At 41.6% G+C, this 25983-nt stretch carries 24 protein-coding genes; 15 read left to right on the top strand and 9 right to left on the bottom strand.

Annotated features, from left to right (window positions below; all coding sequences use genetic code 11):
* Nucleotides 1-392 precede the first annotated feature (392 nt).
* From cydP to ACFN7Z_RS06910, 5 genes are read left to right on the top strand one after another with little or no spacing between them, the layout of a single operon-like run.
* Nucleotides 393-584, top strand: a complete 192-nt coding sequence (cydP, locus tag ACFN7Z_RS06930; protein WP_004696660.1) for a cytochrome oxidase putative small subunit CydP — start codon at nucleotides 393-395, stop codon at nucleotides 582-584.
* Entirely contained in the window at nucleotides 584-2164 is a 1581-nt protein-coding gene (locus ACFN7Z_RS06925) for a cytochrome ubiquinol oxidase subunit I (RefSeq protein ID WP_004696658.1), read from the top strand. Before cydP ends, ACFN7Z_RS06925 begins: the two co-directional genes overlap by 1 nt.
* Nucleotides 2161-3306, top strand: a complete 1146-nt coding sequence (gene cydB / locus ACFN7Z_RS06920; RefSeq protein ID WP_004981849.1) for a cytochrome d ubiquinol oxidase subunit II — start codon at nucleotides 2161-2163, stop codon at nucleotides 3304-3306. Before ACFN7Z_RS06925 ends, cydB begins: the two co-directional genes overlap by 4 nt.
* A gap of 24 nt (nucleotides 3307-3330) precedes the next feature.
* Complete coding sequence (gene cydX / locus ACFN7Z_RS06915) at nucleotides 3331-3432, top strand: cytochrome bd-I oxidase subunit CydX (protein WP_002120988.1); 102 nt, start codon at nucleotides 3331-3333, stop codon at nucleotides 3430-3432.
* 3 nt (nucleotides 3433-3435) lie between these two features.
* Nucleotides 3436-3738, top strand: coding sequence for a cyd operon YbgE family protein (locus ACFN7Z_RS06910; protein ID WP_004696655.1), 303 nt, complete (start codon nucleotides 3436-3438; stop codon nucleotides 3736-3738).
* A gap of 54 nt (nucleotides 3739-3792) precedes the next feature.
* Here ACFN7Z_RS06910 and ACFN7Z_RS06905 read toward each other — a convergent pair whose 3' ends face one another.
* Nucleotides 3793-4407 carry a MarC family protein gene (locus tag ACFN7Z_RS06905; protein WP_130235101.1) on the bottom strand — a complete coding sequence of 205 codons (615 nt, stop codon included), beginning with the start codon at nucleotides 4405-4407 and terminating at the stop codon, nucleotides 3793-3795.
* Between the two features lie 12 nt (nucleotides 4408-4419).
* A complete protein-coding gene (locus ACFN7Z_RS06900) occupies nucleotides 4420-6480 on the bottom strand; it encodes a choline transporter (protein ID WP_005401063.1) in 2061 nt (686 codons plus the stop codon).
* A gap of 545 nt (nucleotides 6481-7025) precedes the next feature.
* On the opposite strand from ACFN7Z_RS06900, the gene betI reads away from it, so the two are divergent.
* The 7 genes from betI to ACFN7Z_RS06865 all read left to right on the top strand — a co-directional run bounded on the left by betI (nucleotide 7026) and on the right by ACFN7Z_RS06865 (nucleotide 16008).
* On the top strand, nucleotides 7026-7652 hold the full coding sequence (gene betI / locus ACFN7Z_RS06895) for a transcriptional regulator BetI (protein WP_395442656.1): 627 nt from the start codon (nucleotides 7026-7028) through the stop codon (nucleotides 7650-7652).
* Nucleotides 7645-9117, top strand: a complete 1473-nt coding sequence (betB, locus tag ACFN7Z_RS06890) for a betaine-aldehyde dehydrogenase (RefSeq protein WP_094148202.1) — start codon at nucleotides 7645-7647, stop codon at nucleotides 9115-9117. Before betI ends, betB begins: the two co-directional genes overlap by 8 nt.
* A 120-nt stretch (nucleotides 9118-9237) precedes the next feature.
* On the top strand, nucleotides 9238-10902 hold the full coding sequence (gene betA, locus ACFN7Z_RS06885) for a choline dehydrogenase (protein ID WP_094148201.1): 1665 nt from the start codon (nucleotides 9238-9240) through the stop codon (nucleotides 10900-10902).
* Between the two features lie 639 nt (nucleotides 10903-11541).
* Nucleotides 11542-12510, top strand: coding sequence for an IS30 family transposase (locus ACFN7Z_RS06880; RefSeq protein WP_005804963.1), 969 nt, complete (start codon nucleotides 11542-11544; stop codon nucleotides 12508-12510).
* Nucleotides 12503-14119, top strand: coding sequence for a malate dehydrogenase (quinone) (gene mqo / locus ACFN7Z_RS06875; protein WP_131230405.1), 1617 nt, complete (start codon nucleotides 12503-12505; stop codon nucleotides 14117-14119). The genes ACFN7Z_RS06880 and mqo overlap by 8 nt, the downstream gene beginning before the upstream one ends.
* 72 nt (nucleotides 14120-14191) lie before the next feature.
* Nucleotides 14192-15466 carry an MFS transporter gene (locus ACFN7Z_RS06870; protein WP_131230407.1) on the top strand — a complete coding sequence of 425 codons (1275 nt, stop codon included), beginning with the start codon at nucleotides 14192-14194 and terminating at the stop codon, nucleotides 15464-15466.
* A gap of 56 nt (nucleotides 15467-15522) precedes the next feature.
* Nucleotides 15523-16008 carry a hypothetical protein gene (locus ACFN7Z_RS06865; RefSeq protein ID WP_094148198.1) on the top strand — a complete coding sequence of 162 codons (486 nt, stop codon included), beginning with the start codon at nucleotides 15523-15525 and terminating at the stop codon, nucleotides 16006-16008.
* An 81-nt stretch (nucleotides 16009-16089) separates the two neighbouring features.
* On the opposite strand, the gene rodA is transcribed toward ACFN7Z_RS06865, so the two are convergent.
* From rodA to ACFN7Z_RS06835, 6 genes are all read right to left on the bottom strand, one after another.
* The gene (gene rodA / locus ACFN7Z_RS06860; protein WP_004696637.1) at nucleotides 16090-17226 is read right to left on the bottom strand and encodes a rod shape-determining protein RodA; all 1137 of its coding nucleotides are present in this window, start codon (nucleotides 17224-17226) and stop codon (nucleotides 16090-16092) included.
* Between the two features lie 114 nt (nucleotides 17227-17340).
* A complete protein-coding gene (ispD, locus tag ACFN7Z_RS06855; RefSeq protein ID WP_094148197.1) occupies nucleotides 17341-18060 on the bottom strand; it encodes a 2-C-methyl-D-erythritol 4-phosphate cytidylyltransferase in 720 nt (239 codons plus the stop codon).
* Nucleotides 18020-18421 (bottom strand): septum formation initiator family protein, encoded by a 402-nt coding sequence (locus ACFN7Z_RS06850; protein ID WP_010326966.1) that lies wholly within the window; start codon nucleotides 18419-18421, stop codon nucleotides 18020-18022. Before ACFN7Z_RS06850 ends, ispD begins: the two co-directional genes overlap by 41 nt.
* Before the next feature lie 7 nt (nucleotides 18422-18428).
* Nucleotides 18429-19718 (bottom strand): phosphopyruvate hydratase, encoded by a 1290-nt coding sequence (gene eno, locus ACFN7Z_RS06845; protein ID WP_004696631.1) that lies wholly within the window; start codon nucleotides 19716-19718, stop codon nucleotides 18429-18431.
* A gap of 60 nt (nucleotides 19719-19778) precedes the next feature.
* Complete coding sequence (gene kdsA, locus ACFN7Z_RS06840) at nucleotides 19779-20636, bottom strand: 3-deoxy-8-phosphooctulonate synthase (protein WP_005401052.1); 858 nt, start codon at nucleotides 20634-20636, stop codon at nucleotides 19779-19781.
* A gap of 31 nt (nucleotides 20637-20667) precedes the next feature.
* Nucleotides 20668-22308: a CTP synthase gene (locus ACFN7Z_RS06835; protein WP_094148208.1), complete on the bottom strand. Its 1641-nt coding sequence runs from the start codon at nucleotides 22306-22308 to the stop codon at nucleotides 20668-20670.
* A gap of 226 nt (nucleotides 22309-22534) precedes the next feature.
* On the opposite strand from ACFN7Z_RS06835, the gene ACFN7Z_RS06830 reads away from it, so the two are divergent.
* On the top strand, nucleotides 22535-22936 hold the full coding sequence (locus tag ACFN7Z_RS06830; RefSeq protein ID WP_094148195.1) for an internalin: 402 nt from the start codon (nucleotides 22535-22537) through the stop codon (nucleotides 22934-22936).
* Between the two features lie 60 nt (nucleotides 22937-22996).
* Here ACFN7Z_RS06830 and ACFN7Z_RS06825 read toward each other — a convergent pair whose 3' ends face one another.
* Nucleotides 22997-23887: a LysR family transcriptional regulator gene (locus tag ACFN7Z_RS06825; protein ID WP_094148194.1), complete on the bottom strand. Its 891-nt coding sequence runs from the start codon at nucleotides 23885-23887 to the stop codon at nucleotides 22997-22999.
* Between the two features lie 110 nt (nucleotides 23888-23997).
* Here ACFN7Z_RS06825 and dkgB point away from each other — a divergent pair, with 110 nt between their 5' ends.
* Nucleotides 23998-24804, top strand: a complete 807-nt coding sequence (gene dkgB / locus ACFN7Z_RS06820; RefSeq protein WP_130235137.1) for a 2,5-didehydrogluconate reductase DkgB — start codon at nucleotides 23998-24000, stop codon at nucleotides 24802-24804.
* An 8-nt stretch (nucleotides 24805-24812) separates the two neighbouring features.
* The gene (locus ACFN7Z_RS06815; protein ID WP_062033128.1) at nucleotides 24813-25982 is read left to right on the top strand and encodes an MFS transporter; all 1170 of its coding nucleotides are present in this window, start codon (nucleotides 24813-24815) and stop codon (nucleotides 25980-25982) included.
* Nucleotide 25983: the final 1 nt, after the last annotated feature.

Below are 25983 nucleotides of genomic sequence, written 5' to 3'. Positions count from 1 at the left end.
TTTTCAATGCCTAATTTCCTTGTGATGTATGCGACAGATCAAATCATCCATGATTCATATCCGTTAAAATCCATCATTTAAAAGCCCTATCACTTTTATTATCTTAAGACGAATTATCAATAAAATAACGATGAACGTTAAATATAAGCATTTTAGTCGGATTTAAAATAAATATATACAAGTATTTTAGTCAGGTATTTAAATATAAACACAAGTAATTTAGTCAACTTTAAAATACAAAAATATTAGTTTATTTTTCATCACATCATTATTTTAAGTATATGTATTTAAACAACTTAATAATATATTTTTTATTTAAGTTTAAAGACTATTTATCTTTTGTATGTTTTTGTTTAATAATATAAAGCAAGTTAAAAAATAGGCTTTGTGAAATGAGCTTAGTCCCCAAAAATCTCAATCAAAAAGTCACCAGAGAGATTGTGGCCATTTTAATCATTAAGGTGATTATTTTAATGGTCATTAAGAACATCTGGTTTGACGCCCCGACTATTCCTAAAAATTTTGACAATCAAGTTGCTGAGCGTATTGCAGGCAATCCATCCCCAATCAAGGAGACACGTTGATGATATCTGAAAGCGTGGTCGATCTTTCGCGGTTCCAGTTCGCTATGACCGCGATGTATCACTTTATTTTTGTTCCACTTACACTGGGGCTTGCCTTTATTCTTGCCATTATGGAAACCACCTATGTGATTTCAGGTAAAGAAATTTATAAAGACATGACCAAGTTTTGGGGGAAACTCTTCGGTATTAACTTCGCTTTAGGGGTCACTACTGGCTTAACCATGGAGTTCCAGTTCGGGACTAACTGGGCATATTATTCACACTATGTGGGGGATATTTTCGGTGCTCCATTAGCCATTGAAGGATTAATGGCATTCTTCTTAGAATCGACATTCATCGGTCTGTTCTTCTTTGGATGGGATCGCTTATCCAAAGTACAGCACTTATGTGTGACATGGCTGGTTGCACTCGGTTCTAATATGTCTGCCTTATGGATTTTGGTTGCAAATGGTTGGATGCAAAACCCTGTCGGTTCTGTATTTAACTATGAAACCATGCGCATGGAACTGGTAGATTTTGGTGCTCTCATTTTTAACCCAGTTGCGCAGGTAAAATTTGTACATACCGTGTCTGCGGGTTATGTGACAGGCGCTATTTTCGTCCTTGCTATTTCAAGCTACTACTTACTGAAAAAACGCGATATTCCGTTTGCACGTCGTTCATTTGCCATTGCCGCAATTTTTGGTTTAGCTTCAACACTTTCAGTGATTTTACTGGGCGATGAGTCAGGTTATGAACTGGGTGATGTTCAAAAAACTAAACTCGCGGCCATTGAAGCAGAATGGGATACTCACCCTGCACCTGCACCCTTTACTTTGTTTGGTATTCCAAATAAAGAAACCATGACTACAGATTATGCAGTGAAAATTCCATATGTGATGGGTCTTATTGCAACACGTTCTTTAGACAAAGAAGTGACTGGTATTAAAGATTTGATCGTACAACACGAAGATCGTATTCGTAACGGTATGGTGGCTTACTCACAACTGGAAAAACTACGCGCAGGTGATACTTCTCCAGAGCTAAAAGCTGCCTTTGCTGAAACTCAAAAAGACTTGGGTTATGGCTTACTGCTGAAGAAATACACACCAAATGTAGTTGATGCATCTGAAGATCAAATCAAATCTGCTGCAAAAGACACGATTCCTCACGTGCCAAGCTTATTCTGGGCATTCCGTGCCATGGTTGTATCTGGTTTCCTTATGCTGTTGTTATTTGCTCTAGCAACCTTTGCTGTGGCAAAACGCAATGCAGAAAACAAACCATGGTTACTGAAGTTCGCGCTTTTCGCTTTGCCTCTGCCATGGATTGCTGCACAAACAGGTTGGTATGTTGCAGAAGTAGGGCGTCAGCCGTGGACGATTGGTGAAGTTCTACCTACACACTTGTCAGCATCAAGCTTAAGCACAGGTGATGTATGGGGTTCTATCGCTGCCTTAGCTGCGTTCTATACCGTTCTTTTGATTATTGAAATGTATTTAATGATCAAATTCTCACGTCTTGGTCCAAGTTCGCTTCACACTGGTAAATACCATTTTGAAAAACTTGAAGCAGCTCGTAATGAGGAGACTCAAGCATGATCGAATATGAATTACTCAAAATCATTTGGTGGGTTTTAGTCGGCGTCTTGCTGATTGGCTTTGCCCTCACCGATGGCTTCGATATGGGCTCTATGGCGATCATGCCATTTGTGGGCAAAACAGATGAAGAACGCCGTGCAGCCATCAATACCATTGCTCCGCACTGGGACGGTAACCAAGTTTGGTTCATTACTGCTGGCGGTGCATTGTTTGCCGCATGGCCAATGGTTTATGCAACAGCATTCTCAGGCATGTATTGGGCGCTACTGTTGGTACTGTTTGCTCTATTCTTAAGACCTGTAGGTTTTGACTACCGCTCTAAACTACAAAATACCAAATGGCGTACGTCATGGGACTGGGGTTTAGCCGTGGGTGGTGCTGTGCCTGCACTGGTCTTCGGTGTGGCGTTTGGGAACATGTTCTTAGGCGTGCCATTTAGCTTAGATGATACCGTCCGTTCAACTTATACAGGGAGCTTCTTTGCCCTACTCAACCCATTTGCTTTAGTCTGCGGTCTCGTTAGCTTATCAATGCTATGTGCACACGGCGGTGCATGGCTCATGCTTCGTACCGATGGTGACTTACGCAGACGCTCAGCTCAAGCAACGAAACTTATGGGCATTGTTTACCTCATCTGTTTCTTAGGTGCTGGTGCTTGGTTGTACTTTGGTGGAATCGAAGGTTATACCTTAGTCACTCCATTTGACACCAACGGTGTTGCTAACCCATTGGCAAAAGAAGTGTTGACCAATGCCAACCATGGCTGGATGAACAACTACTCGACTTACCCAATTACCATGATTGCGCCTATCGCTGGTATCTTAGGTGGTTTAATTGTGGTGCTTGCAGCAGGCAAAAACAAAGCGGGCTTTAGCTTCTTAGGTTCGAGTTTAGCGGTCGTGGGTGCAATTTTAACTGCTGGTTTTGCGCTGTTCCCATTCTTAATGCCATCAAGCATTCAACCTGTTGCAAGCTTGACCATGTGGGATGCAGTTTCAAGTAAAACGACGTTAACTGTAATGACAGTTGCGGCATGTATCTTTGTCCCACTTATTTTGTGCTATACCACTTGGTGTTACTACAAAATGTGGGGTGTTATTACCAACACACACATTAAAGAGAATTCACACAGCCTTTACTAAGGCTGTGTCTAAGGAGATCAAATTATGTGGTATTTTGCATGGATTCTCGGCATTTTGATGGCTTGCTTTGCAGGTGTACTCAGTGCTCTGTATATCGAACATCATCAAGACCTTGATGAGGAATAAACCATGACAGACGTTGCTATGGAAAACCAAACTGTAGATAAAAAGCCGAACAAATTTGCGATGCTAATTTCCTGCCTATTGGCCTTTCCACTTGCAGCGGTGTTGTTAGTGCATCCTGCTGCTATGTTGGATGACAATGGTCACTATAGCCATAGTGCACTGATGTATATCATGATTGGTATCTCAGGTGGCTTTATCCACGGCGTCGGGTTTGTACCACGCCACTGGATTTGGAAATGGCTATTTAGCCCGTTTCTATCGTGGCCACTGATGATCTGGGGTTATTACACTTGGTTCTTCAGTTAAATAAAAAAGCCCTCATTGACTGAGGGCTTTTTTATGGTCCGCTATTCGTGGATTCTACATTTCAGCCATGACACCAATAATGCCATTAATAATCATATCTACCGCAATAGTTCCAATCAGTAAAGCCGACAGTCGCCCGACAATATCAACATAGCGGTCAATATATTTGGCATGCTTATAACGCAAATGGTCATGCGCGAATTTCATTAAAATCATCAAGCCACAGGTCAACGCCAAAGTCAGGAAAATAATCATCGCTGCGCCGCTGATTGGCAATGCCATACCTGTCACCACAGCAGCACTAATGGTTCCTGGACCAATCATAAAAGGCATGGCGATGGTTCCTGCCAAATGCTCAGGCGCACCACGCATTTCACCAATGGTATCTGCCCCCTGAAACACGTAACGATAACCAATCACCAAGAAGATCAGACCACCAAATATTTGAAAGGCTTCAAAGCGTACATTTAAATATTTACTAAAAATCGCTTCTCCGCCCCATGCGAAGAGCATAAATACTATAAAAGCAATAAGACAGCCCTGAACCAAGGCCTTATTAAATACTTTAGCTTCGGAGTTCCGAATCATGCCAATCATATAAATACTCATTAAAAATGGATTCAGCAATGAGAAAAACAAAGCAAAAGCATGTAAATATGAGGTCAACATGGTTCCTCCTAATTATCCTTGAGGGTCTGGAAATAAGGGACGATTCCCTGGACTGATTCGATTGATATGTAAGAAGGTCATGTGACGTTCATAACGATCCAGCACATCATTAATCACTTGCTCTTTGGTATAACCAACAAGGTCGTTGCCTTGAGAACCTTCATACAAATAGGTTTCAAGACGGTAGTAGAACCGTTTACCCAGTTTGCCACGCTCACTAAAGGTCGGCGCGATATAACGCACTGGCCAAATTTGATAGACAAAGTTTTGTTCTTCTTCCAAATGTATCATCAAATCTAAATGATATAGATTTGGGTCTTCTTCTAGTGCACTCTCTTGAACACTGATGTCGATACCTCGTTTTTGCATTTCCTCTGCAACGGCCATTACCGCAGGTCGGCAGATGTCATCGAGCATACGCCGAGTATCAGTTGTTCCTGGATGGTGCATGACTCGGGACAAACGTTTTTTCCAGTTGAGGATGTCGACATTGCCCACCACGGGTGCGGCATTTAAACTGCTACTGGCTTGTCGGTAGTCTTCTAACCGCAGTGATTTATACAAACCTGCCATCACCAAGAACATCACAAAACTAAACGGCAACCCCATAATAATCGTGGCATTTTGTAGTGCCGTAATCCCGTTAGCCATCAACATTGCAAGGGTCAATAAACCAATCGCTATGGCCCAGAATACACTCAACCATCGCGGTGCATCATGATCGACATTGGTAAATTGAGTGGTGAAATTACCCAATACCAGTGCACCAGAGTCCGCCGAGGTCACATAAAACAGTAAGCCAGTAATTGTGGCTACACCTGCAATAAACGGAAACCACGGATACTGTGCCAGCAAGTCATAAAAACCATGTGCTGGGTTGGCAATGACACTCTGTGCGAGGGCTAAATTACCATCAAAAATCACACTATGTAGTGCACTATTTCCAAATATTGATAACCACGTGAGTGTGAAAAATAAAGGAATAATGAGCGTTCCGCTAACAAACTCACGAATGGTTCGACCACGTGAAATCCGTGCTAAAAACAAACCTACAAATGGTGACCAAGCCACCCACCATGCCCAAAAGAACAATGTCCAACTGTTCATCCATTCTTTGGGTTGTTGAAAGGCAAAACTTTCCAAAGTCATACTTGGAAAACGGTTAATGTAGTCCCCAATATTTTGCACAAAAGCATTCAGTAAAAATTCGGTATTGCCTAAAAACAAAATAAACAGCATCAACCCAACAGAAACATAAATATTGATCTCAGAGAGAACTCGCAGTCCCTTATTCACCCCTGAAGTCACTGAAATAATGGTCATTACCACCGCAACCACAATTAATGCGGTTTGCATCCAGAGGTTTTCAGGTAAATCGAACAACACATGTAAGCCATAGTTCAGCTGTACTACCCCAATCCCGCAGGTTGTCGCAATACCAAAAATCGTCCCGATGACCGCTGCGGTATCAACACTATGACCAATCGGCCCATGAATCTTATTGCCAAAAATCGGATATAAGGCAGAGCGAATAGTCAGTGGTAAGTTATAGCGATAACTAAAATATCCCAATGCCATGCCAATCAAGGCATACATACACCATCCAGTTAGACCATAGTGAAATAGCGTCCACACCATGCCTTGACGTGCAGCCTCTAGGGTCTGCCCCTCACCCACGGGTGGATGCATATAGTGAGATAAAGGTTCCGCCACCGAGAAGAACATCAAATCGATGCCGATCCCAGCTGAGAACAACATTGCAGACCAACTTAAAAGGCTAAATTCTGGCTTGGAATGTTTGGGGCCTAATTTGATGTTGCCATAGCGAGAACAGGCAATAAAAATGACAAAGACCATATACAAAGTCGCTGCGAGTAAGTAATACCAACTAAAAGTAGAACTCACCCACGCCAAGACTGTATTTAAGGTTCGATTGGCAAAGTCATTAAACAAAATGGTGGTAATAGAAAAAATTAAAATAATGAGAGCTGAAATATAAAAGACCACACCATTTAAACGGTCTTTAGGCGCTAATGTTTGATCATCAACTGCTCTTGGATTATCTGTTGCCATACAATCCTCAAGAAAGTAAATAAAAAAAGACAAAAGCCAATTTTTAAACTTCTCGTGGTCGAGAGCTTAAAAATCGACTAACGAAAACGACAGTACTTTTATCAGAAATAAAAACGCTATCTTCTTTAAACCCGAAGGTCTAAATCAATTATGAGGTGCATTTTCTACACATTTTTAAAATGTGAGCCACCCTTGTTCATTGATATTTTGATAGGAATCCTACACATATTTCCCCTCAAAATGACTATAAGAGCTTTCTCAACTCGAAAAAAGTATAAAACCGTAACCTATAGCTCATCAGCTCACTTTTCTGAATGATGTCCTGAGATTAAACCCTTATGGCACATCCATTTGATAAATAAAAAGTTATGTCGAATACTCAAAGCAATTTAGCAGTATTTTGCTTTGAATTTAACCATAAGTGTACTTTTTATTGATTGAACGTTCAATCAATAAAAAGTATCATAAAAAAATGCTATGATGCTTTCCATGTAAGTTATTGAATCTAACGCCTTTAAATTTAAGGCAAATTGTTCTGGATTGTCATGAATAAACGTAGAGTAAAACCTGAGCATGAGCGCCGTAAAGAAATCATTAATGCTGCCTATGCAGTCATTTATGAAGTGGGCTTATCCAACACCACCATTGCTCAAATTGCGAAAAAAGCACAGCTTTCTACGGGCATTGTGAGTCATTATTTTGGTGATAAACAAGGCCTCATTCACAGTTGCATGCGCCAAATGCTCAATGTCTTAGCCGAGACCACGGCAAGCTATAAGGCAAAGGTGGTGCAGCCCAGTCCGGAACATTCGCTCAAAGCCATTATTGATGCCAACTTTGACATCAGTCAGGTCAACAACACTGCTATGCGGGTTTGGCTGGATTTTTGGTCTGCCAGTATGCACCTACCCAACTTAGGTCGCCTACAACGAATCAATGACCAACGTCTTTATTCAAATTTGAAGTTTCATTTCTTGCAGCTCATGCCGAAGTCACAGGCAAGCCCAGCCGCTAAAGGGCTAGCAGCACTGATTGATGGATTATGGTTACGTGGAAGTTTAAGTGGTCATCAAGCATTTGATCGTGATTTGGCACGTTCTATTGCATACGACTATGTCGATATGCAACTTCGCTTAATTCAACAGATACGGCAGGAACAACAAAATGAATGATGTACAGCTTCACTCGCTTTATATTCACGGACAATATGTCAATGCCACCAGTGGTCAAACCTTTGACAGTATCAATCCTGCCACAGGTCAAGTCATTGCTACCATTCAACAAGCCTCTAAAGCTGATGTCGATGCAGCCGTGCACAGTGCTGTAAAAGGGCAGCGTGAATGGGCTGCCAAAACAGCGGTCGAACGTGTCCGTATTTTACGTCGTGCCGTCGATATTTTACGCGCTCGTAATGACGAGTTAGCACGCCTAGAAACACTGGATACAGGTAAAGCGTTCAGTGAAACCTCTACCGTCGATATTGTCACTGGTGCAGATGTTTTAGAGTACTACGCAGGACTTGCAACTGCCATTCAAGGTGAACAAGTGCCACTACGTGAAAGTAGTTTTTTCTACACGCGCCGTGAACCTTTAGGTGTGGTGGCAGGCATTGGCGCTTGGAATTATCCCATCCAAATTGCACTTTGGAAATCAGCTCCAGCCCTCGCTACTGGGAATACCATGATTTTTAAACCCAGCGAAGTGACCCCTCTTACCGCCTTAAAGTTAGCAGAGATCTATACTGAAGCAGGCGTACCTGCTGGGGTTTTCAACGTAGTACAAGGTTTGGGTGCTGAAGTGGGTCAATGGTTGACTGAACACCCAGATATCCAAAAAATTTCGTTCACAGGTGGTGTGGCAACGGGTAAAAAGGTCATGGCCAGTGCTGCAGCTTCTAGTCTCAAAGAAGTCACCATGGAGCTCGGTGGCAAATCACCTCTGATTATTTGTGCCGACGCCAACCTTGACCGCGCAGCCGATATTGCGGTGATGGCAAACTTCTTTAGCTCAGGTCAAGTATGTACCAATGGCACCCGTGTGTTTGTACCACAAACCCTCAAGGCTGCATTTGAACAAGCAGTGATTGAGCGTGTAAAACGTATCCGCATAGGTGACCCGATGCAGGCTGAAACCAACTTTGGACCTTTAGTCAGCTTTCCCCATATGGAAAAAGTCTTGTCTTATATTGAGTCGGGCAAACAACAAGGTGCGACCTTACTGACTGGTGGACAACGTGCCACTGAAGCAGCGCTTGCTCAGGGCGCATATGTATTACCGACCGTGTTCACCGACTGTCATGACGACATGCACATTGTGCAAGATGAAATCTTTGGTCCGGTCATGAGCATTTTAAGCTATGACAGTATTGAAGAAGCTATTCAACGTGCCAACAACACCAGTTATGGTTTAGCTGCGGGTGTGGTAACACAAGATATTTCCCAAGCGCATCGCATTATTCATCAGCTTGAGGCAGGTATTTGCTGGATCAATACATGGGGCGAATCCCCTGCTGAAATGCCTGTAGGGGGTTATAAACAGTCAGGAGTCGGACGTGAAAATGGCATCACCACACTTGAACACTATACCCGTATCAAATCGGTTCAAGTTGAACTGGGCGAATACCAAAGTATTTTTTAAAGTCTGAATTTTAATTATCTAAATCCTTACTTCCTTTTTATTTATTCTTTTTTTCATCCTCAACTCAACATGTAGCCACGTTCTCATGCAACGTGGCTCTGCCATAGAAAAAGGATCATTATGCATTCTCAACACTACGATTATATTATTATTGGCGCAGGTTCTGCGGGTAACGTACTGGCTGCTCGTTTAACCGAAGACCCCGATGTTTCAGTGCTCTTACTCGAAGCAGGTGGACCTGATTATCGTCTCGACTTTCGCACTCAAATGCCTGCCGCTTTGGCTTATCCTTTACAAGGTCGTCGTTATAACTGGGCGTATTTAACCGACCCAGAACCTCATATGAATAACCGCCGCATGGAATGTGGTCGCGGCAAAGGCTTAGGCGGTTCGTCCCTCATTAATGGCATGTGCTATATCCGTGGTAATGCCATGGACTTAGAACAATGGGCTAGCTTGAAAGGCCTTGAAAATTGGAGCTATGCCGACTGTCTGCCTTACTACAAAAAAGCAGAAACCCGTGATATTGGTGGCAATGACTATCATGGCGATGCTGGCCCTGTTTCTGTCGCCACGCCTAAAGCAGACAATAATGTTTTATTCCATGCCATGGTTGAAGCAGGTGTGCAAGCAGGCTATCCACGCACTGATGATTTAAATGGTTATCAACAAGAAGGTTTCGGCCCAATGGATCGAACCGTAACCCCCAAAGGTCGACGCTCAAGCACTGCACGTGGCTATTTAGATATGGCCAAAGGTCGAGCGAATCTAACCATTATCACCCATGCCATGACCAATCAAATTTTGTTCAATGGCAAACAAGCGATTGGTGTTGAATATATTCAAGGTGCTAATCAAAACAACTTGCTTCAGGTCTATGCCAATAAAGAAGTCCTACTCTGTGCTGGAGCGATTGCATCACCGCAAATTTTGCAACGTTCGGGTGTGGGTTCAAGCACCTTACTTCAATCTCTCGACATTCCAGTGGTGCATGACTTACCGGGTGTCGGTGAAAACCTGCAAGACCATTTAGAAATGTACTTACAATATAAGTGTAAGCAACCTGTTTCTCTCTACCCTGCTTTAAAATGGCAAAATCAACCTGCAATTGGTGCAGAGTGGTTGTTTAACGGAACAGGGATTGGAGCAAGCAACCAGTTTGAAGCAGGTGGCTTTATTCGATCCTCCAAAGAGTTTGCTTGGCCAAATCTTCAATACCACTTCTTGCCTGTTGCAATTAACTATAATGGCAGTAATGCCGTCAAAGAGCATGGCTTCCAAGCCCATGTCGGTTCGATGCGCTCACCTTCACGCGGTCGAGTACAGGTAACATCTAAAAACCCTTTCGACCATCCAAGTATTTTATTTAACTACATGTCGACCGAACAAGACTGGCAGGAATTTCGTGATGCTATCCGGATTACTCGTGAAATTATGAACCAACCTGCACTTGATCCTTATCGAGGCGAAGAAATCAGCCCTGGAAAAGATGTGAGTACCGATGCTGAATTAGATGAATTTGTGCGAAATCACGCTGAAACTGCTTATCATCCATCCTGTAGTTGTAAAATGGGCGAAGATGATATGGCAGTAGTCGATGGACAAGGTCGTGTGCATGGCATGCAAAATTTACGTGTTGTTGATGCATCGATTATGCCGCTGATTATCACAGGTAACTTAAATGCAACCACCATTATGATGGCTGAGAAAATCGCGGATCAAATACGTGGTCATCAAGCTTTACCACGTTCAACTGCTCCATTTTACCGCGCCGAAATCACATAACTCTTAATGGTGTAAAACCTGACCTTTTATTCAACTTTAGAATAATTAGGTCAGGCAATTATTCATATTTTCTAAAACACCATAATCACAACTTGCTTTATCTTTAGGACTTACTTTCCATCTCAACTTATACATTTAAACGTTAAAAAGATTATGCTCTTGTATAGATATTCAACGTCTGTATTTTAAATACAGAAATTATACCTAAATAAAACTCAATAAAAACAAGAGCTAAAAACAAACATCACTGATATTTATAATTCAACCCAAACCATTTACAATAAAAATTACTAAGTCAATACATATTTAGTCTAAAATACCCATAAGTCAAGATGCGTGATAGCTTAAAAAGTTAAGCTTTGGCTACTTGAGATTTTAAGTATTACTTCAATTCTGCCAAGCTAATTTTTTACAAGCACCTCTATCACCATAATTGTTATTTTCTCTTCGCTATAAAGCGATCCAAAACCTGCTCCCCAAGGTCATAATCGCATGAACAAATTTTTAAAATACCTTTTGGTATTAATCGGCAGAGTAAAACTTGAAGTGCGACATAAACCACCTAATTAATTTAAAGGGTTTATGGAGTATATAAAATTGTCATACCATCATCTTAACTTTGAAGATCGTACTGCATTAATGCTTGAGTCAAGAAAAGAAGGCTTTTCAGCCAGAAAATTTGCTGAACTCATTAAAAGACATCCTAGTACGATCTATCGTGAGCTTAAAAGAAATAGCATCAATGACGTTTATCAAGCTCGATATGCTTCTGATAACACCTTCGCTAGACGTAGACGTGGTCACAGAAAACTCAAAATCGATTCAATCCTCTGGAAATTTATTGTTGAAGCGATCCGTTGTTTATGGTCTCCTCAGCAAATAGCAAAGCGTTTAAAGACATTTCCTGATTTGGATCAAACAATGAATGTAAGCCATACAACGATTTATTCAACGATACGAGCATTACCCAAGGGTGAGTTGAAAAAAGACTTATTATCCTGTCTGCGTCATGAAAATAAAAAGCGAAAAGCTAACGGTGAACCTAAAAAAGATTCTATATTACAGGATATTAAAACTATTCATGAGCGCCCAGCCGAAGTTCAAGAAAGAAAAATACCGGGTCATTGGGAAGCTGATTTAATTAAAGGTAAAGACAATAAAAGTTCGATAGCAACACTTATTGAACGAAATACACGGCTCTGTATCTTGGCAACATTACCTGATGCAAAGGCAGAATCAGTGCGCAAGGCTTTAACTGAAGCTCTGAAATATTTACCTGCAGAACTGCGTAAAACGTTGACCTATGACCGTGGACGCGAGATGTCAGAACATAAAATACTCGAAGAAGATTTAGGCATAGATGTATATTTCTGTGACCCACATTCACCTTGGCAAAAAGGCACATGCGAAAATATGAATGGTTTAATTAGGCAATATTTACCTAAAGGGATTGATTTAAATCAGGCAGATCAGCATTATTTAAATCAAGTTGCCATGTCACTGAATACTCGTCCTAGAAAGGCGTTAGATTGGCTTACACCATTAGAGAAATTTGCTCAGCTTGTTGATTATCATATGGCTTTTGAAACTGTCGCACCTCATGTTTGAATTCGCCATCGTACTGCTTATTATTGCAGTCGTAATTTTCTTATTTAGACCTATCACGTCTAAAAAAATTCAAACCACCAGCAATGAGCCTGTTGTTGACGCAGTCCTAGTTGGTGGTGGCATCATGAGCGCAACCCTAGGCACATACCTTAGTGAACTTGAGCCAAACTGGCAAATTCGCATGTATGAACGCCTAGATAAAGTTGCACAAGAAAGCTCTAATGGCTTCAACAATGCAGGCACAGGTCACTCTGGCTTTATGGAAATGAACTACACCTCTGAAAAAGATGGGAAAATGGACATTACCAAAGCTGTAAAAGTGGCTGAACAATTTGAAGTTGCAAAACAGTTCTGGTCTTATCAAGTCAAAGAAGGTGTTTTGGGGCAACCAAATAGTTTCATCAACCCTGTACCGCACATTGCTTTCGTTTGGGGCGATAACGTGAATTTCCTCGAAAAACGTTATGCTGCAATGGTTAAAAACCCAATGTTTTATGGCATGAAATTCTCTGAGAATCCTGCTGAAATTAAACAATGGGCACCATTGGTGATGAATGGCCGTGATGCTGCACAAAAAGTAGCTGCAACACGCATGGATGTCGGTTCAGATGTGAACTATGGTTCGATCACCACTCAATTGGTCGATCACCTTAAAAAACAATCTAACTTCAAACTACAAACATCAACTGAAGTGACTGGCATTAGCCAAAACGATGATAAAACTTGGACGGTTGCATTTAAAAACCTCACTACCGGTAAAACAGATCACGTGAAAACGCGCTTTGTCTTCATTGGTGCAGGCGGTGCAGCGGTTAAACTTTTACAAATGACAGGCTTACCAGAAGCGAAGCAATATGCTGGCTTCCCTGTAGGTGGCGTGTTCTTAATGACCGACAACCCGAAAGTCACTGAAGGTCATACTGCAAAAGTTTATGGTCGTGCTGAATTAGGCGCGCCTCCAATGTCTGTTCCACATATTGATACACGCTATATCGACGGTAAAAAATATGTATTGTTTGGCCCATTTGCGACTTATTCAAACAAGTTCTTAAAACAAGGTTCTCAGCTTGATTTATTGAAATCAACCACGAAGAACAACGTTTTACCAATGACTGCTGTGGGTATGGAAAATCTTGATTTGGTGAAATACTTAGTTAGCCAAGTCATGATGAACGATGCCGACCGTTTTAATGAATTGAAAAAATACTACCCTGATGCAAAACCAGAAGACTGGCGTATGAATCAAGGTGGTCAACGTGTTCAAATCATTAAGAAAGAACCAGGCAAACCTGCAAGCTTACAATTTGGTACCGAGATTTTTGCATCACAAGACGGTGCTGTGACTGCCCTATTAGGTGCGTCTCCTGGTGCTTCAACTTCCCCTTATATTATGTTGAGCTTGCTTGAAAAAGCATTCCCTCAGCAAGTAGCAGGTAAATGGAATCCGAAATTACATGAAATTGTAAAATCGTACCAACAAGAACTCAGCACTAATCCTGTGCTTCTTGACCAAGTTCGCCAATACACCAGCACAACCCTTGGTTTGAAATATACACCTATGGCTAAAGCTGCATATGACGAAACTATTGCGGTAGCAAAAGCACAGTAATCTGCTTTAAACCCTAAAAAGGATGGACTTTTCGCCATCCTTTTTTAATTCATATTTGAAACTATTCTGTGTATGTCGCTTTTCCATTCCGATGCTTTTTTGGCTTTTCGTTCACGTGATTTTTCACTTCTGAGTGTCAATCAGTTGTGCTTAATTCTAACCATCATGATTCAAGAAGTCGTCATTGCTTATAGTATCTATCAACTCACTCAAAATCCACTCAGCCTTGGCATGATTGCCTTAATTGAGTTACTCCCCTTTATTTGCCTCTCCCTGTTCAGTGGCGACTGGGCTGATCGCTATAACCGACAAAAAATTGTGCAGTGGAGTTTTAGCTGTAGCACTTTAATTCCCTTATTATTTATTGTTCTTTTTTCTCAGTACCAACAACAGCACATTCAACAAAATACACTTTTATGCGGCATTTATAGCCTCATCTTTTGCTTAGGCATACTTAGAGGCATTTACAGCCCATCTTTTAATTCATTACGCCCTTTTCTAACCCCAGAGTCAGCCTATAGCAATGCAGCCACATGGACTACCCTCATTTGGCAAATGGGCGGTATTTTGGCGCCCTTATGCGCAGGACTTTTACTCGGCCAACTTGGGCTTAAAAAAACTCTCTTGATTGCTTTTTTCTTATGTTGCGTGGGTAGCATCTGCTTATTCGGATTAAGCGCTCGTCAATTCCCAAGCCCACATAAACAACATTTAAGCAAAAGCTTAAAAGAAGCCTATTTGTTTATCTTTAAACATCCACTAATGTTTTGGAGTATGTTGCTGGACCTCAGCGCCATGCTTTTTTGTAGTGTCATTATCTTACTGCCTATTTTTGCACACGATATCCTTCATCTAGGCGTTGAAGGCTTAGGTATACTCAGAGCGGCCCCAGCCATTGGCGCCTGTATCATGATGTTGATGTTGACCTGTTATTCTCCGATGAAAAATGCATGGAGAAACATGCTCTATAGTAGTTTTGCAATTGCTTTGTGCACTTTGGCCTTTGCACTATCCCCCCATGTTTGGCTCTCAGTCTTCTTCCTTGTTTTGATTGGCGCCTTTGATAGCATCAGCATGATCATTCGACAAACTTTATTACAGCAACTCCCCCCAAAAGCACTATTAGGACGTGTAGCCGCTTTAAATGGCATCTTAGTGACTTCAGGTAATCAACTCGGTGCCCTACACATGAGCCTGATGACGCGCTATTTTTCGGTAGTGCCAGCAGTACTTATTGGAGGGATGCTGTGTTTAATAATCTGTGGTCTAAGCTCTACTCGTACGCGACATTTATTCAAACCATCTACAACACAACAAAAACATGCCACCGCCGCAAGAAGCGAATAGCATGTTAAGCTTCAAATCTTCTTTTAATATGATGTGAGTTTTCAATAGAGCAAATTATGAAACAGATTCTCCCCTTTTCACACACACTCTATGCCAAACTCTATTCTCTCGTACTATCCGTGTTGTTGGCTTATTGCCTATTCAATGCAATCTATAGTGTGATTATTGGTGGAAAAAGTGCGTACCTTTTCAGTGGTCTGATTTTAATATTTCAAACAGTTACTGTTTTTAAAGCATCTGTAAATAAAAAGATCTATAACTACATGGGATTGATTGGACTCATTCTAATTCTGATTTATCTCAATGATTGGAGGCTTCTTTCTCAGCCTGAAAGTATTGCCATTCTTCCCTCAGTCATACTCACCGCACTTAGCTTAGGCTATTTTTCACAGCAGCACTTGCATTTAAATCTATTGAAGGCGGCTTTAATTTTTGGGCTTTTAGTATTAGCCTATACGCAATACCATGACTTGAATACTCTGCAAAACTATTATGACAGCCTGCATACAGGCGAAACATGGCAACAATATGGTGCTTTATAAAGATCAAAAAAACGTTAGAGTTTTCCTCTTATTTTAAACACAAAAAAGCCAGCAATACCGCTGGCTTGATTCTTTTAAACTTTAGCGATGGGTATGAATTGACATCACGATACCCATGCTCGCCAGCATAGTAATCACCGCGGTTCCACCATAACTCATCAGTGGTAATGGATCACCTGTTACAGGTAAAATCCCACTGACCATCCCCGAGTTTAACAATACAAAGAAGAAGAACGTTAAGCCCACAGCACCCGCGTATAAACGCCCAAAATTATGGAAGCTGTTCATACCAATAATCAAACAACGAATGATAATGGCTGCAAACAAACTAAACAGCAAGAACACCCCAATAAAGCCAAACTCTTCCGCATACGTCGACATAATGAAGTCGGTATGGTGCTCAGGCAAATACCCTAAATGTGACTGCGTGCCTTCCGTGAATCCCTTCCCCATTAAACCACCTGAACCAATGGCAATTTTGGATTGGATAATATTCCAACCGGCACCCAATGCATCCGACTCTGGGTCAAATAAAGTGAGCACTCGCTTTTTTTGGTACTCTTGCAAAAAGAACATCCAAAGTAAGGGAGCGACAACAGCCAATGCTCCACAGGCCAAAGCAATGAGCCGCCAAGAGATACCGCTGAGGAAAATGACGCACACACCAGGAATCAAGAGACCTAGGTTTAAGTCGGGCTGTAAAGCTGCCAATAAAAACGGCAACATCATGATACCCAACGAAATCACAATATGCATAAACTTAGGCGGGAATGCGCGGCCTGCAAAGTACCACGCCATCATCAAAGGCATGGCAAACTTCATAAACTCAGAAGGCTGCATGCTACCAATACCTGGTAGACTAATCCAACGTCTGGCTCCCATGCGGGTTTCGCCCACCACCAAGACCAATACCATTAAAATCACAGCGAAGATGAAAAAATAAGGACTAATGGCCTGATAGACTTTGGGTGGGATTTGCGCACAGATAATCATCACAATGAAGCCCACAGCAAAGCTTGTGGCTTGGCGAAACACCATACCCATATCTTGCGCTGAAGCACTATAAATGACCAACAATCCCAACACGGCATTTAAAATCAGAAAGCATAAAAGCCATGGATCTAAATGCAATTTAGCCCAGCGAGATGAGTCATGTTTAATGCTTCTACCGTCACGTAAAGACTGACGTAAAAAACGATACTGCTGTGATGGTATCATTTGCGTAAATTGAATGAGCTAAAGACAGGGCAAATTATAAGTTCAAAGTGTTTTAGATAACATCATTCAAACCCATATTTCTGTAGTTTTAGCTCAATAAATCCAAATAATTTTTTATTGTGCCGCCAAAATCAGGCGTGCAAGCTCAAGGTCATCTGGATAGGTAATTTTAATATTATCGGAGCGCCCTTGTACAACTTGAACCTTTTCACCAACAAACTCTAAAGCACTGGCTTCATCTGTAATTAAGGCTTGTGCCTCTAGTGCATGCTCAATTGCTTTTTTCAGCACCCCCAGTTTAGCAATCTGCGGAGTTTGCGCCTGCCAAAGTTGTGAACGATCAACCGTTTCTTGAATATCTTGCGCTGAGATCACACGCTTTAAAGTATCTCTAACAGGAATAGCTAAAATCGCCCCTGTATTGGACTGAATAGCCGTACTAACCAGTTTTAATAAACAATCCTGCGTGACACATGGACGTGCTGCATCATGCACAAAGACCCAGTCGTCAGCATCAGCGATTGTGGAAAGATAATTGAGCGCATTGAGCACTGAGTCTACACGCTCAGCACCACCTTCACAAAAATGTGCTTTTTCAATATTGGTAAAGGGTAAACTTTGAGCAACATCATCATCTAAACCAATCGCCAAAACATAGCCCTGCAAGGGCAATTGATTAAGACGTAAAACCGTATGTTCAAGTACAGTCTTTTGTCCAATCATTTGATATTGTTTTAGTTCAGTTTTAGAAAAGCGACTACCCGAGCCAGCAGCAGGAATAATAGCCCACAATTTATGGGGTAGCTGGAGGGGTTTCAGGCTCATCGTCTTCATTGGTTCGCAAATCAATTTGGGCGTTAGGATCAATATAAACAGGCTTATATTGAGTACTGATAGTACTCATTTGAATAAACGTTTCTCGAGGTTTGATTAAACCCAAGTCCAAGCGCGCATGCTCTTCAATGGCTTCAATACCATTTTTCAAATCATACACTTCTGCCGCCAAGACACGATTACGTTCTTTTAAGTCGTTATTAATTTCAGTTTGTTGTTGGATTTTTTGTGTGAGTTGTAAATGGTCTTGATAACCACCCTCACCAAACCAGTATAAATACTGAAACCCTGCGATCAAAATGATCGCAAGGCCTAGTAGTACTTTACTCATCAACGAGTCGAATACATTGAACATTGACATCAGTCGCTTAGTTTAAACCTTTAAACTCAGCTTTACCGCGGTAAGCAGCATTTGTCAATTCTTCAATACGAAGCAATTGGTTGTATTTCGCTACACGGTCAGAACGGCACAGTGAACCTGTCTTAATTTGACCAGCTGCAGTACCCACCGCAAGATCCGCAATCGTAGAATCTTCAGTTTCGCCAGAACGGTGTGAAATTACTGTAGAATAACCATTTTCTTTCGCAAGATAGATTGCATCTAGAGTTTCAGTCAACGTACCAATTTGGTTGTACTTGATTAAGATAGAGTTACCCACTTTCTCATTAATACCACGTTGAAGGATTTTCGGGTTTGTAACGAACAAGTCATCACCCACCAACTGGATTTTGTCGCCAAGGATAGACGTCAAGTAAGACCAACCTTCCCAATCCGACTCATCTAAACCATCTTCAATTGAGATAATTGGATATTGGTTTACAAGGCCCGCTAAATAGTCAGAGAACTGGTTGCTTGTAAATGCTTTATTGCCTTCACCAGCAAGGATGTACTGACCATTTTTGTAAAATTCTGAAGATGCACAATCAAGTGCAAGCATAATATCAGAACCTGCTTTGTAGCCAGTTTGACCAATCGCCTCAAGAATAACCGTGATTGCTTCTTCGTTTGAACGTAAGTTCGGCGCAAAACCACCTTCATCACCTACAGCAGTGTTTAAACCTTTTTTGTTTAAAACTGATTTTAGAGAATGGAAGATTTCAGCACCCGCACGTAATGCTTCAGAGAATGAAGTGAAACCTACAGGCTCGATCATGAACTCTTGAATATCAACGTTGTTGTCTGCATGCGAACCACCATTGATGATGTTCATCATTGGTACAGGCATAGTCAAAATAGTTTGACCACGTAAGTCTGCGATGTATTGAAAAAGAGGAATTTTCTTTTCATCGGCAGCAGCACGTGCAGCAGCTAGTGATACCGCTAAAGTTGCATTCGCACCCAATTTTTCTTTGTTTTCAGTACCATCAAGTTCGATCATCGTGTTATCGATGTCTTTTTGTTCAAATACTGATTTACCCACTAAAGCATCACGGATAATCGTGTTTACGTTGTTAACCGCAGTTTTAACACCTTTACCTAAATAGCGTGCTTTGTCGCCATCACGAAGTTCTAAAGCTTCACGAGAACCAGTTGAAGCACCAGATGGTGCACATGCACGGCCAACTACGCCAGATGCTAAGATTACGTCTGCTTCGATGGTTGGGTTACCACGAGAGTCCAAAATTTCACGTGCACGGATGTCAACGATTTGGCTCATGAACAATTCCTCAGTTGATTAATAACGAGATGCTTTAGATGGCATCAATGAGTTTATAATTTAGTGTGTATCTAGCTTTTTGAAACCTTTAACCAAGGTGTCCAATTCTTTGAGCTGTGCCAAGAAAGGCTCAAGTTGAGACATACGCAATGCGCATGGTCCATCACACTTGGCTTTTTCTGGGTCTGGATGCGCTTCTAAGAATAGACCTGCTAGACCTGTTGCCATACCCGCGCGAGCAAGTGTCGTGATTTGCGCACGGCGACCGCCCGCAGAATCCGCACGACCACCCGGAGTTTGAAGCGCATGGGTCACATCAAAGAACACAGGGACATTCATTTCTTTCATGATGTCAAAGCCCAACATGTCTACAACCAAATTGTTGTAACCAAATGCCGAACCACGTTCACAAATAATGAGCTTGTCATTCCCTGCCTCTAAACACTTATGCAAAATATGGCGCATTTCATGTGGTGCAAGGAATTGTGCTTTTTTGATGTTAATGATGGCATCAGTTTTTGCCATCGCTTCAACCAAATCAGTCTGACGACTTAGAAAAGCAGGAAGTTGAATAATATCCGCAACTTCCGCTACAGGTGCAGCTTGGTAAGGCTCATGTACATCAGTAATGATGGGTACATTAAAATGTTTTTTAATGTCAGCTAACCACTCAATCCCTTTTTCTAGGCCTGGCCCTCGAAACGAGTTCAAGCTTGAACGGTTGGCTTTATCAAAACTGGCTTTAAATACGTAAGGAATCTCCAAACGCTTGCAGATATCGACATAGGTCTCTGCAATTTCAAAAGCCAAATCTTTAGACTCAAGTACGTTCATGCCGCCGAATAGTACAAATGGCAAGTGGTTTGCCATTTGTATATCGCCTAAACGTACAATTTCTTGTGGTTTTAATTGTGACATTTAAACTTCCTAGTTTATTGCTTAACCCAAATTACTTCGCTTTTTTGTACTGTGCTTTTGCAGCATCAATAAAACTAGCAAATAATGGGTGTCCATCACGTGGTGAACTTGTAAATTCCGGGTGGAATTGTACAGCAATAAACCAAGGATGTTGAGGAATTTCAACTGTTTCTACTAAGTGCTGTACAGGTGAATAGCCCGAAATTTTCATGCCAGCTTCTTCAAGCGCTGGAATAAAACGGTTATTCATCTCATAACGGTGACGGTGACGTTCAATAATATCTGCTGAACCATACACTTCACGTGTTTTAGTCCCTTCAACCAATTCTGATTTTTGAGCACCAAGACGCATCGTACCGCCAAGATCAGAGTCAACATTACGCTGTTGAACTTCACCACGCTCATCTAACCATTCAGTGATTAGACCAATCAATGGAGACTTAGTCGAACGGTTGAATTCAGTCGAACTCGCGTCACTAATACCCACGACATTACGTGCATATTCGATCACAGCCAACTGCATACCTAAACAGATACCCAAGAATGGAACACCGTTTTCACGTGCGAATTTAATCGCTTGCATTTTCCCTTCAGTACCACGTTCACCAAAACCACCCGGTACCAAGATTGCATCCATATCTTTCAATACTTCATTGACATCTTGGATTTCAAGTTCTTCAGCATTGACATAGTCAATTTGAACTTTAACGCGATTTTGAATGCCCGCATGTAAAAGCGCTTCATTCACAGACTTATACGCATCTGGAAGTTCAACATACTTACCAACCATTGCAACACGAACCGTGTATTCAGGGTTTAGTAGCGCCTCTACAACATTGTCCCAATCTGTTAAATCAGCTTCAGGCAAGTCATTGAAACCAAAACGTTCACAGATTAAGTCATCAACATTTTGCTCATAGAATGTACGCGGAATTTGGTAAATGCTGCGCGCATCTTTACACACCACAACTGCACGTGCTTCAACGTTTGTGAACAAGGCAATTTTACGGGTCGTGTCTGCATCAACATCATATTCAGTACGACAAATTAAAATGTCAGGCTGAATACCAATCGATAACAATTCTTTTACCGAGTGCTGAGTTGGTTTAGTTTTCAACTCTGCCGCAGATTTGATATATGGAAGCAAAGTTAAGTGCATAAGCATAGTGCGCTTATGACCTAGTTCAACCATAAGTTGACGTACAGATTCCATGAATGGGAGAGATTCGATGTCACCTACTGTACCGCCAATTTCAACAATCGCAACGTCATAACCTTCGCCTGCGCGAAGTACACGTTCTTTGATGTTGTCTGTAATATGTGGAATAACTTGAACAGTTCCACCAAGGTAGTCACCACGGCGTTCTTTATTTAAAACGTCTTGGTATACGCGACCAGAAGTAAAGTTATTTAACTTGGTCATTTTCGCACGACGCAAGAAACGTTCGTAATAACCCAAGTCTAAATCGGTTTCTGCACCATCCTCTGTGACAAAAACTTCACCATGTTGGAACGGGCTCATAGTCCCTGGATCGACATTAATGTATGGATCCATTTTTACCATGGTTACTTTTAATCCACGGGCTTCTAAAAGCGCAGCAACTGAAGCAGCTGAAATACCTTTACCTAGTGATGAAACTACACCACCAGTCACGAAAATAAAATGGGTCATTGGGTTTCTCGTACAATCGAGCCTAATTCGGCCTGCAATGTTGCGCAATTTTACTTTACCTTGTACCAATAAAGCAAAGTCAATCCGCATCAATTCATAGAACAATAAACAATTGGATATTCTATCAGCATTTGGCAGATAAAATTAAGCTAAGTTCATAGGATTTTCATCTTGCATTTTGCTGTTATAATGGCGCGATCCTTCAAACACTCGATTTTATGTAATTATGAATAAAAAACTTTTAATTTGTGGTGCCATTGCAGCAGGCTTACTATTAACAGCATGTGTAAAGAAAGAAGCACCTAAAGAAGATGAACAAGAACAAGTTGAAGTCGTTACTACAGAGCAACAACAAACTGTTGAACTTCAACCTTTAGCAGCATCTGAGCCTGAGATTCCAGCGCAAGTTGAAGTGATTCGCGAAGAAACACCGAATACAACTACTGAGATCCGTCGTGAAACGCCAGCACCTGCTCCAGCAGCTCAGCCTACACCAAAAGCAGAAGCACCAAAAGCTGAAGAAAAACCAACGCAAGCACGCCCAAGTAATACAAACCCAAATACGCAAACTGAAGATGATGCGGTTGCAGCAGCCATTGCAGCAGCGACACCAGCTTTAGAAAACTAATCATCGCTATATTAGATGATTAAAAAAACCCGATTGATATCGGGTTTTTTTATTGCCGGCTTATAAATAAGCTTTTAATTTTTCTGCAAGAAAGTCAATAAATAAGCGAATACGCTTTGGTACATAGTTTTGTTGATAGTAGACCGCATGTATTTTCTGCTCTTTGATCTGGATTTGATCTTCCAACAAAGCAATGAATTGCCCATCTTGAATATCTTGCTCGACCATAAAACGTGACAAACACGCAATCCCTGCCCCTTGCAATGCCAACTGACGAACCGTTTCACCGTTTGAACATTTAATTTTGGCCTGAATTGTTAAAGGTTCATCCTCCAACTGAATAGGCCACGTATTTAAATGTGCAGGCTGACTAAAACCAAGCAAAGTATGTGAGCTTAATTCTGCTGCATTTTTAGGTAGACCATGTTTTTGCGCATAAACAGGACTAGCCACAATATATAACCGACTTTTACAAAGCAGCTTGGCATGTAAGCTGGAATCCGCTAACTCACCAAATCGAATCGCGACATCGGTTTTATGTTCAAGTAAGTCTATAACCTGATCGTGATTGGTAATTTCTATATCAATTTTTGGGTAGCGCTGCATAAACTCTTCAATCAACGGCACTATTACATGCAGCACAAAAGGCGTTGCTGAATCAATCCGAATTAAACCAGATGCCTCAGCATCATTATTTTGCAGGCTTTCTTCAGCTTCGGTCAGGTCGAGTAAAATTTTACGTGCCTTTGTCAAAAACTGCTGCCCTTCATAGGTCAACTTGAGCTTCCGTGTCGTTCGCTCTAGCAAAGTCACATTCAACTTTGACTCTAGACGTTGCAAGGCTCGGCTGACACCCGATGTGGTTTGATCCAATTGCTGCGCAGCTTTGACGATAGAGCCACTATCAACAATGCTCACAAAAGCCGTTAATTCTTCTATGGTTGATTTCATGTGTAATTATTGATTAATAGTCAATAATATTTTGCAAATTACCCAGTTTTTAAGCAAGTCTTTTTTCTACAAAATAGCCTCATTCCATGAAACAAGTTATCGAGTAAAAAATGAATATCGTTCCTCAATTCGGCCTAGGTACTTTCCGTTTAACAGGTGACACTGTCATTGAGTCTGTGAAAACTGCACTAGAAGTCGGTTATCGTGCGGTCGATACTGCTCAAATCTATGGTAATGAAGCCGAAGTTGGTCAAGCCATTGAACTCAGTGGTATCAATCATCAAGATCTTTTTCTCACCACAAAAATTTGGACGGAAAATTTTTCAGCAGAAAAATTGATTCCAAGCTTAAAAGAAAGTTTGCATAAACTAAAAACCGATACCGTGAATCTAACCTTGATCCACTGGCCTGCCCCAAGTACAGATGTAAACATTACAGAACTCATGCAGAACTTATTGCAAGCGAAACAACAAGGTTTGACCGAACACATTGGTATTTCTAACTTCAATATTGAGCTGACTCAACAGGCGATTGAGAGTATTGGGCTAGAAAACATCGCAACCAACCAAATTGAACTCAGTCCTTACCTACAAAACCATCAACTGGTTGATTTCCTCCAAGCACAAAACATTGATGTCACTTCATATATGACACTGGCTTACGGTAAGGTTTTGAATGATCCTGTTTTAATGCACATCGCGCAGCAACATCAAGTATCGACTGCACAAATTAGCTTGGCTTGGGCATTACAACGTGGTTTTGCAGTCATACCTTCTTCAACCAAACGTGAACACTTGATGTCCAACTTAAAGGCGCAAGAGATTCAACTGTCGACTGAAGAAATGATGGCAATTACGCAATTAGACCGAAATCAACGTGAAGTTAGTCCTGAGGGATTAGCACCGATGTGGGATTGAGCATCGCTATGAAAATTAATTTTCCACTTTTGGCACTTGCAGTGGGTGCTTTTGCCATTGGAACCACCGAGTTTTCACCCATGGGCTTTTTGCCTGAAATTGCCAACGATTTGTCCGTTTCAATTCCACAAGCCGGACTTCTGATTAGTGCCTATGCAGTAGGTGTCATGATTGGGGCTCCGCTCATGACCTTATGGCTGGCACGCTTTCCTAAGAAAACCGCTTTAATCCTATTGATGGCTATTTTCACGATTGGGAATGTGTTGGCGACCGTTGCACCTGATTATATGAGCTTAATGGGTGCACGTTTAATTACAAGTTTAAACCATGGTGCATTCTTTGGCTTAGGTTCGGTGGTGGCGGCCAGTGTTGTGCCTAAAGACAAACAAGCCAGTGCAGTCGCCATGATGTTTATGGGTCTCACCATTGCCAATATTGGCGGTGTGCCACTTGCAACGTGGCTCAGTCAAAATACCAGTTGGCGCATGGCTTTTGCTGCGATTTCAATCTTAGGCATTATGACCATATTGGCACTATGGAAAGCACTCCCACAAGATCACGATGTGGTTAAACCGAATGTAGCAAAAGAATTACGTGTTTTAACACGTGCGCCTGTCGTCCTTGCTTTATTAACCACGGTCATGAGCGCGGGCGCAATGTTTGCGTTATATACCTACATTGCTCCGAGCCTACATGTATTTATGCAGGCATCACCGCAAACCATCACCTTAATGTTGGTTTTAATCGGGATTGGTTTCTCCATTGGTAATCATTTGGGTGGAAAGTTTGCCGATCTATCCCTAGAGAAAACCCTGATAGGCTTCCTTATACTTTTAATGGTGATGATGCTTGTTTTCCCAGTATTAGCGCAAACAACCGTTGGTGCAGCGATTGGCTTAGTGATTTGGGGTACGGCAGCATTTGCGGTAGTACCACCACTGCAAATGCGCGTCATGTCAGTCGCAGCAGATGCGCCTGGTCTTGCCTCTTCAGTCAACATTGGTGCGTTTAACTTAGGTAATGCCTTAGGTGCCTTTGCAGGTGCAACGGTACTGAGTATGCAACTCAGCTATGCAGCAGTTTCATATGCAGGTGCCGCACTCAGCTTTATGGCCTTGATCTTGGTCTTACTGCAAATGAAGTTCGGTCTTAGCAAGAAAGCCTGTGAAGCCGTTTAAG

This window comes from Acinetobacter sp. P1332, from assembly GCF_044057475.1.
Lineage (GTDB): Bacteria > Pseudomonadota > Gammaproteobacteria > Pseudomonadales > Moraxellaceae > Acinetobacter > Acinetobacter johnsonii.
Note: the sequence above shows the minus strand (reverse complement) of the source record. Positions and strands in the feature narration are given on the sequence as shown.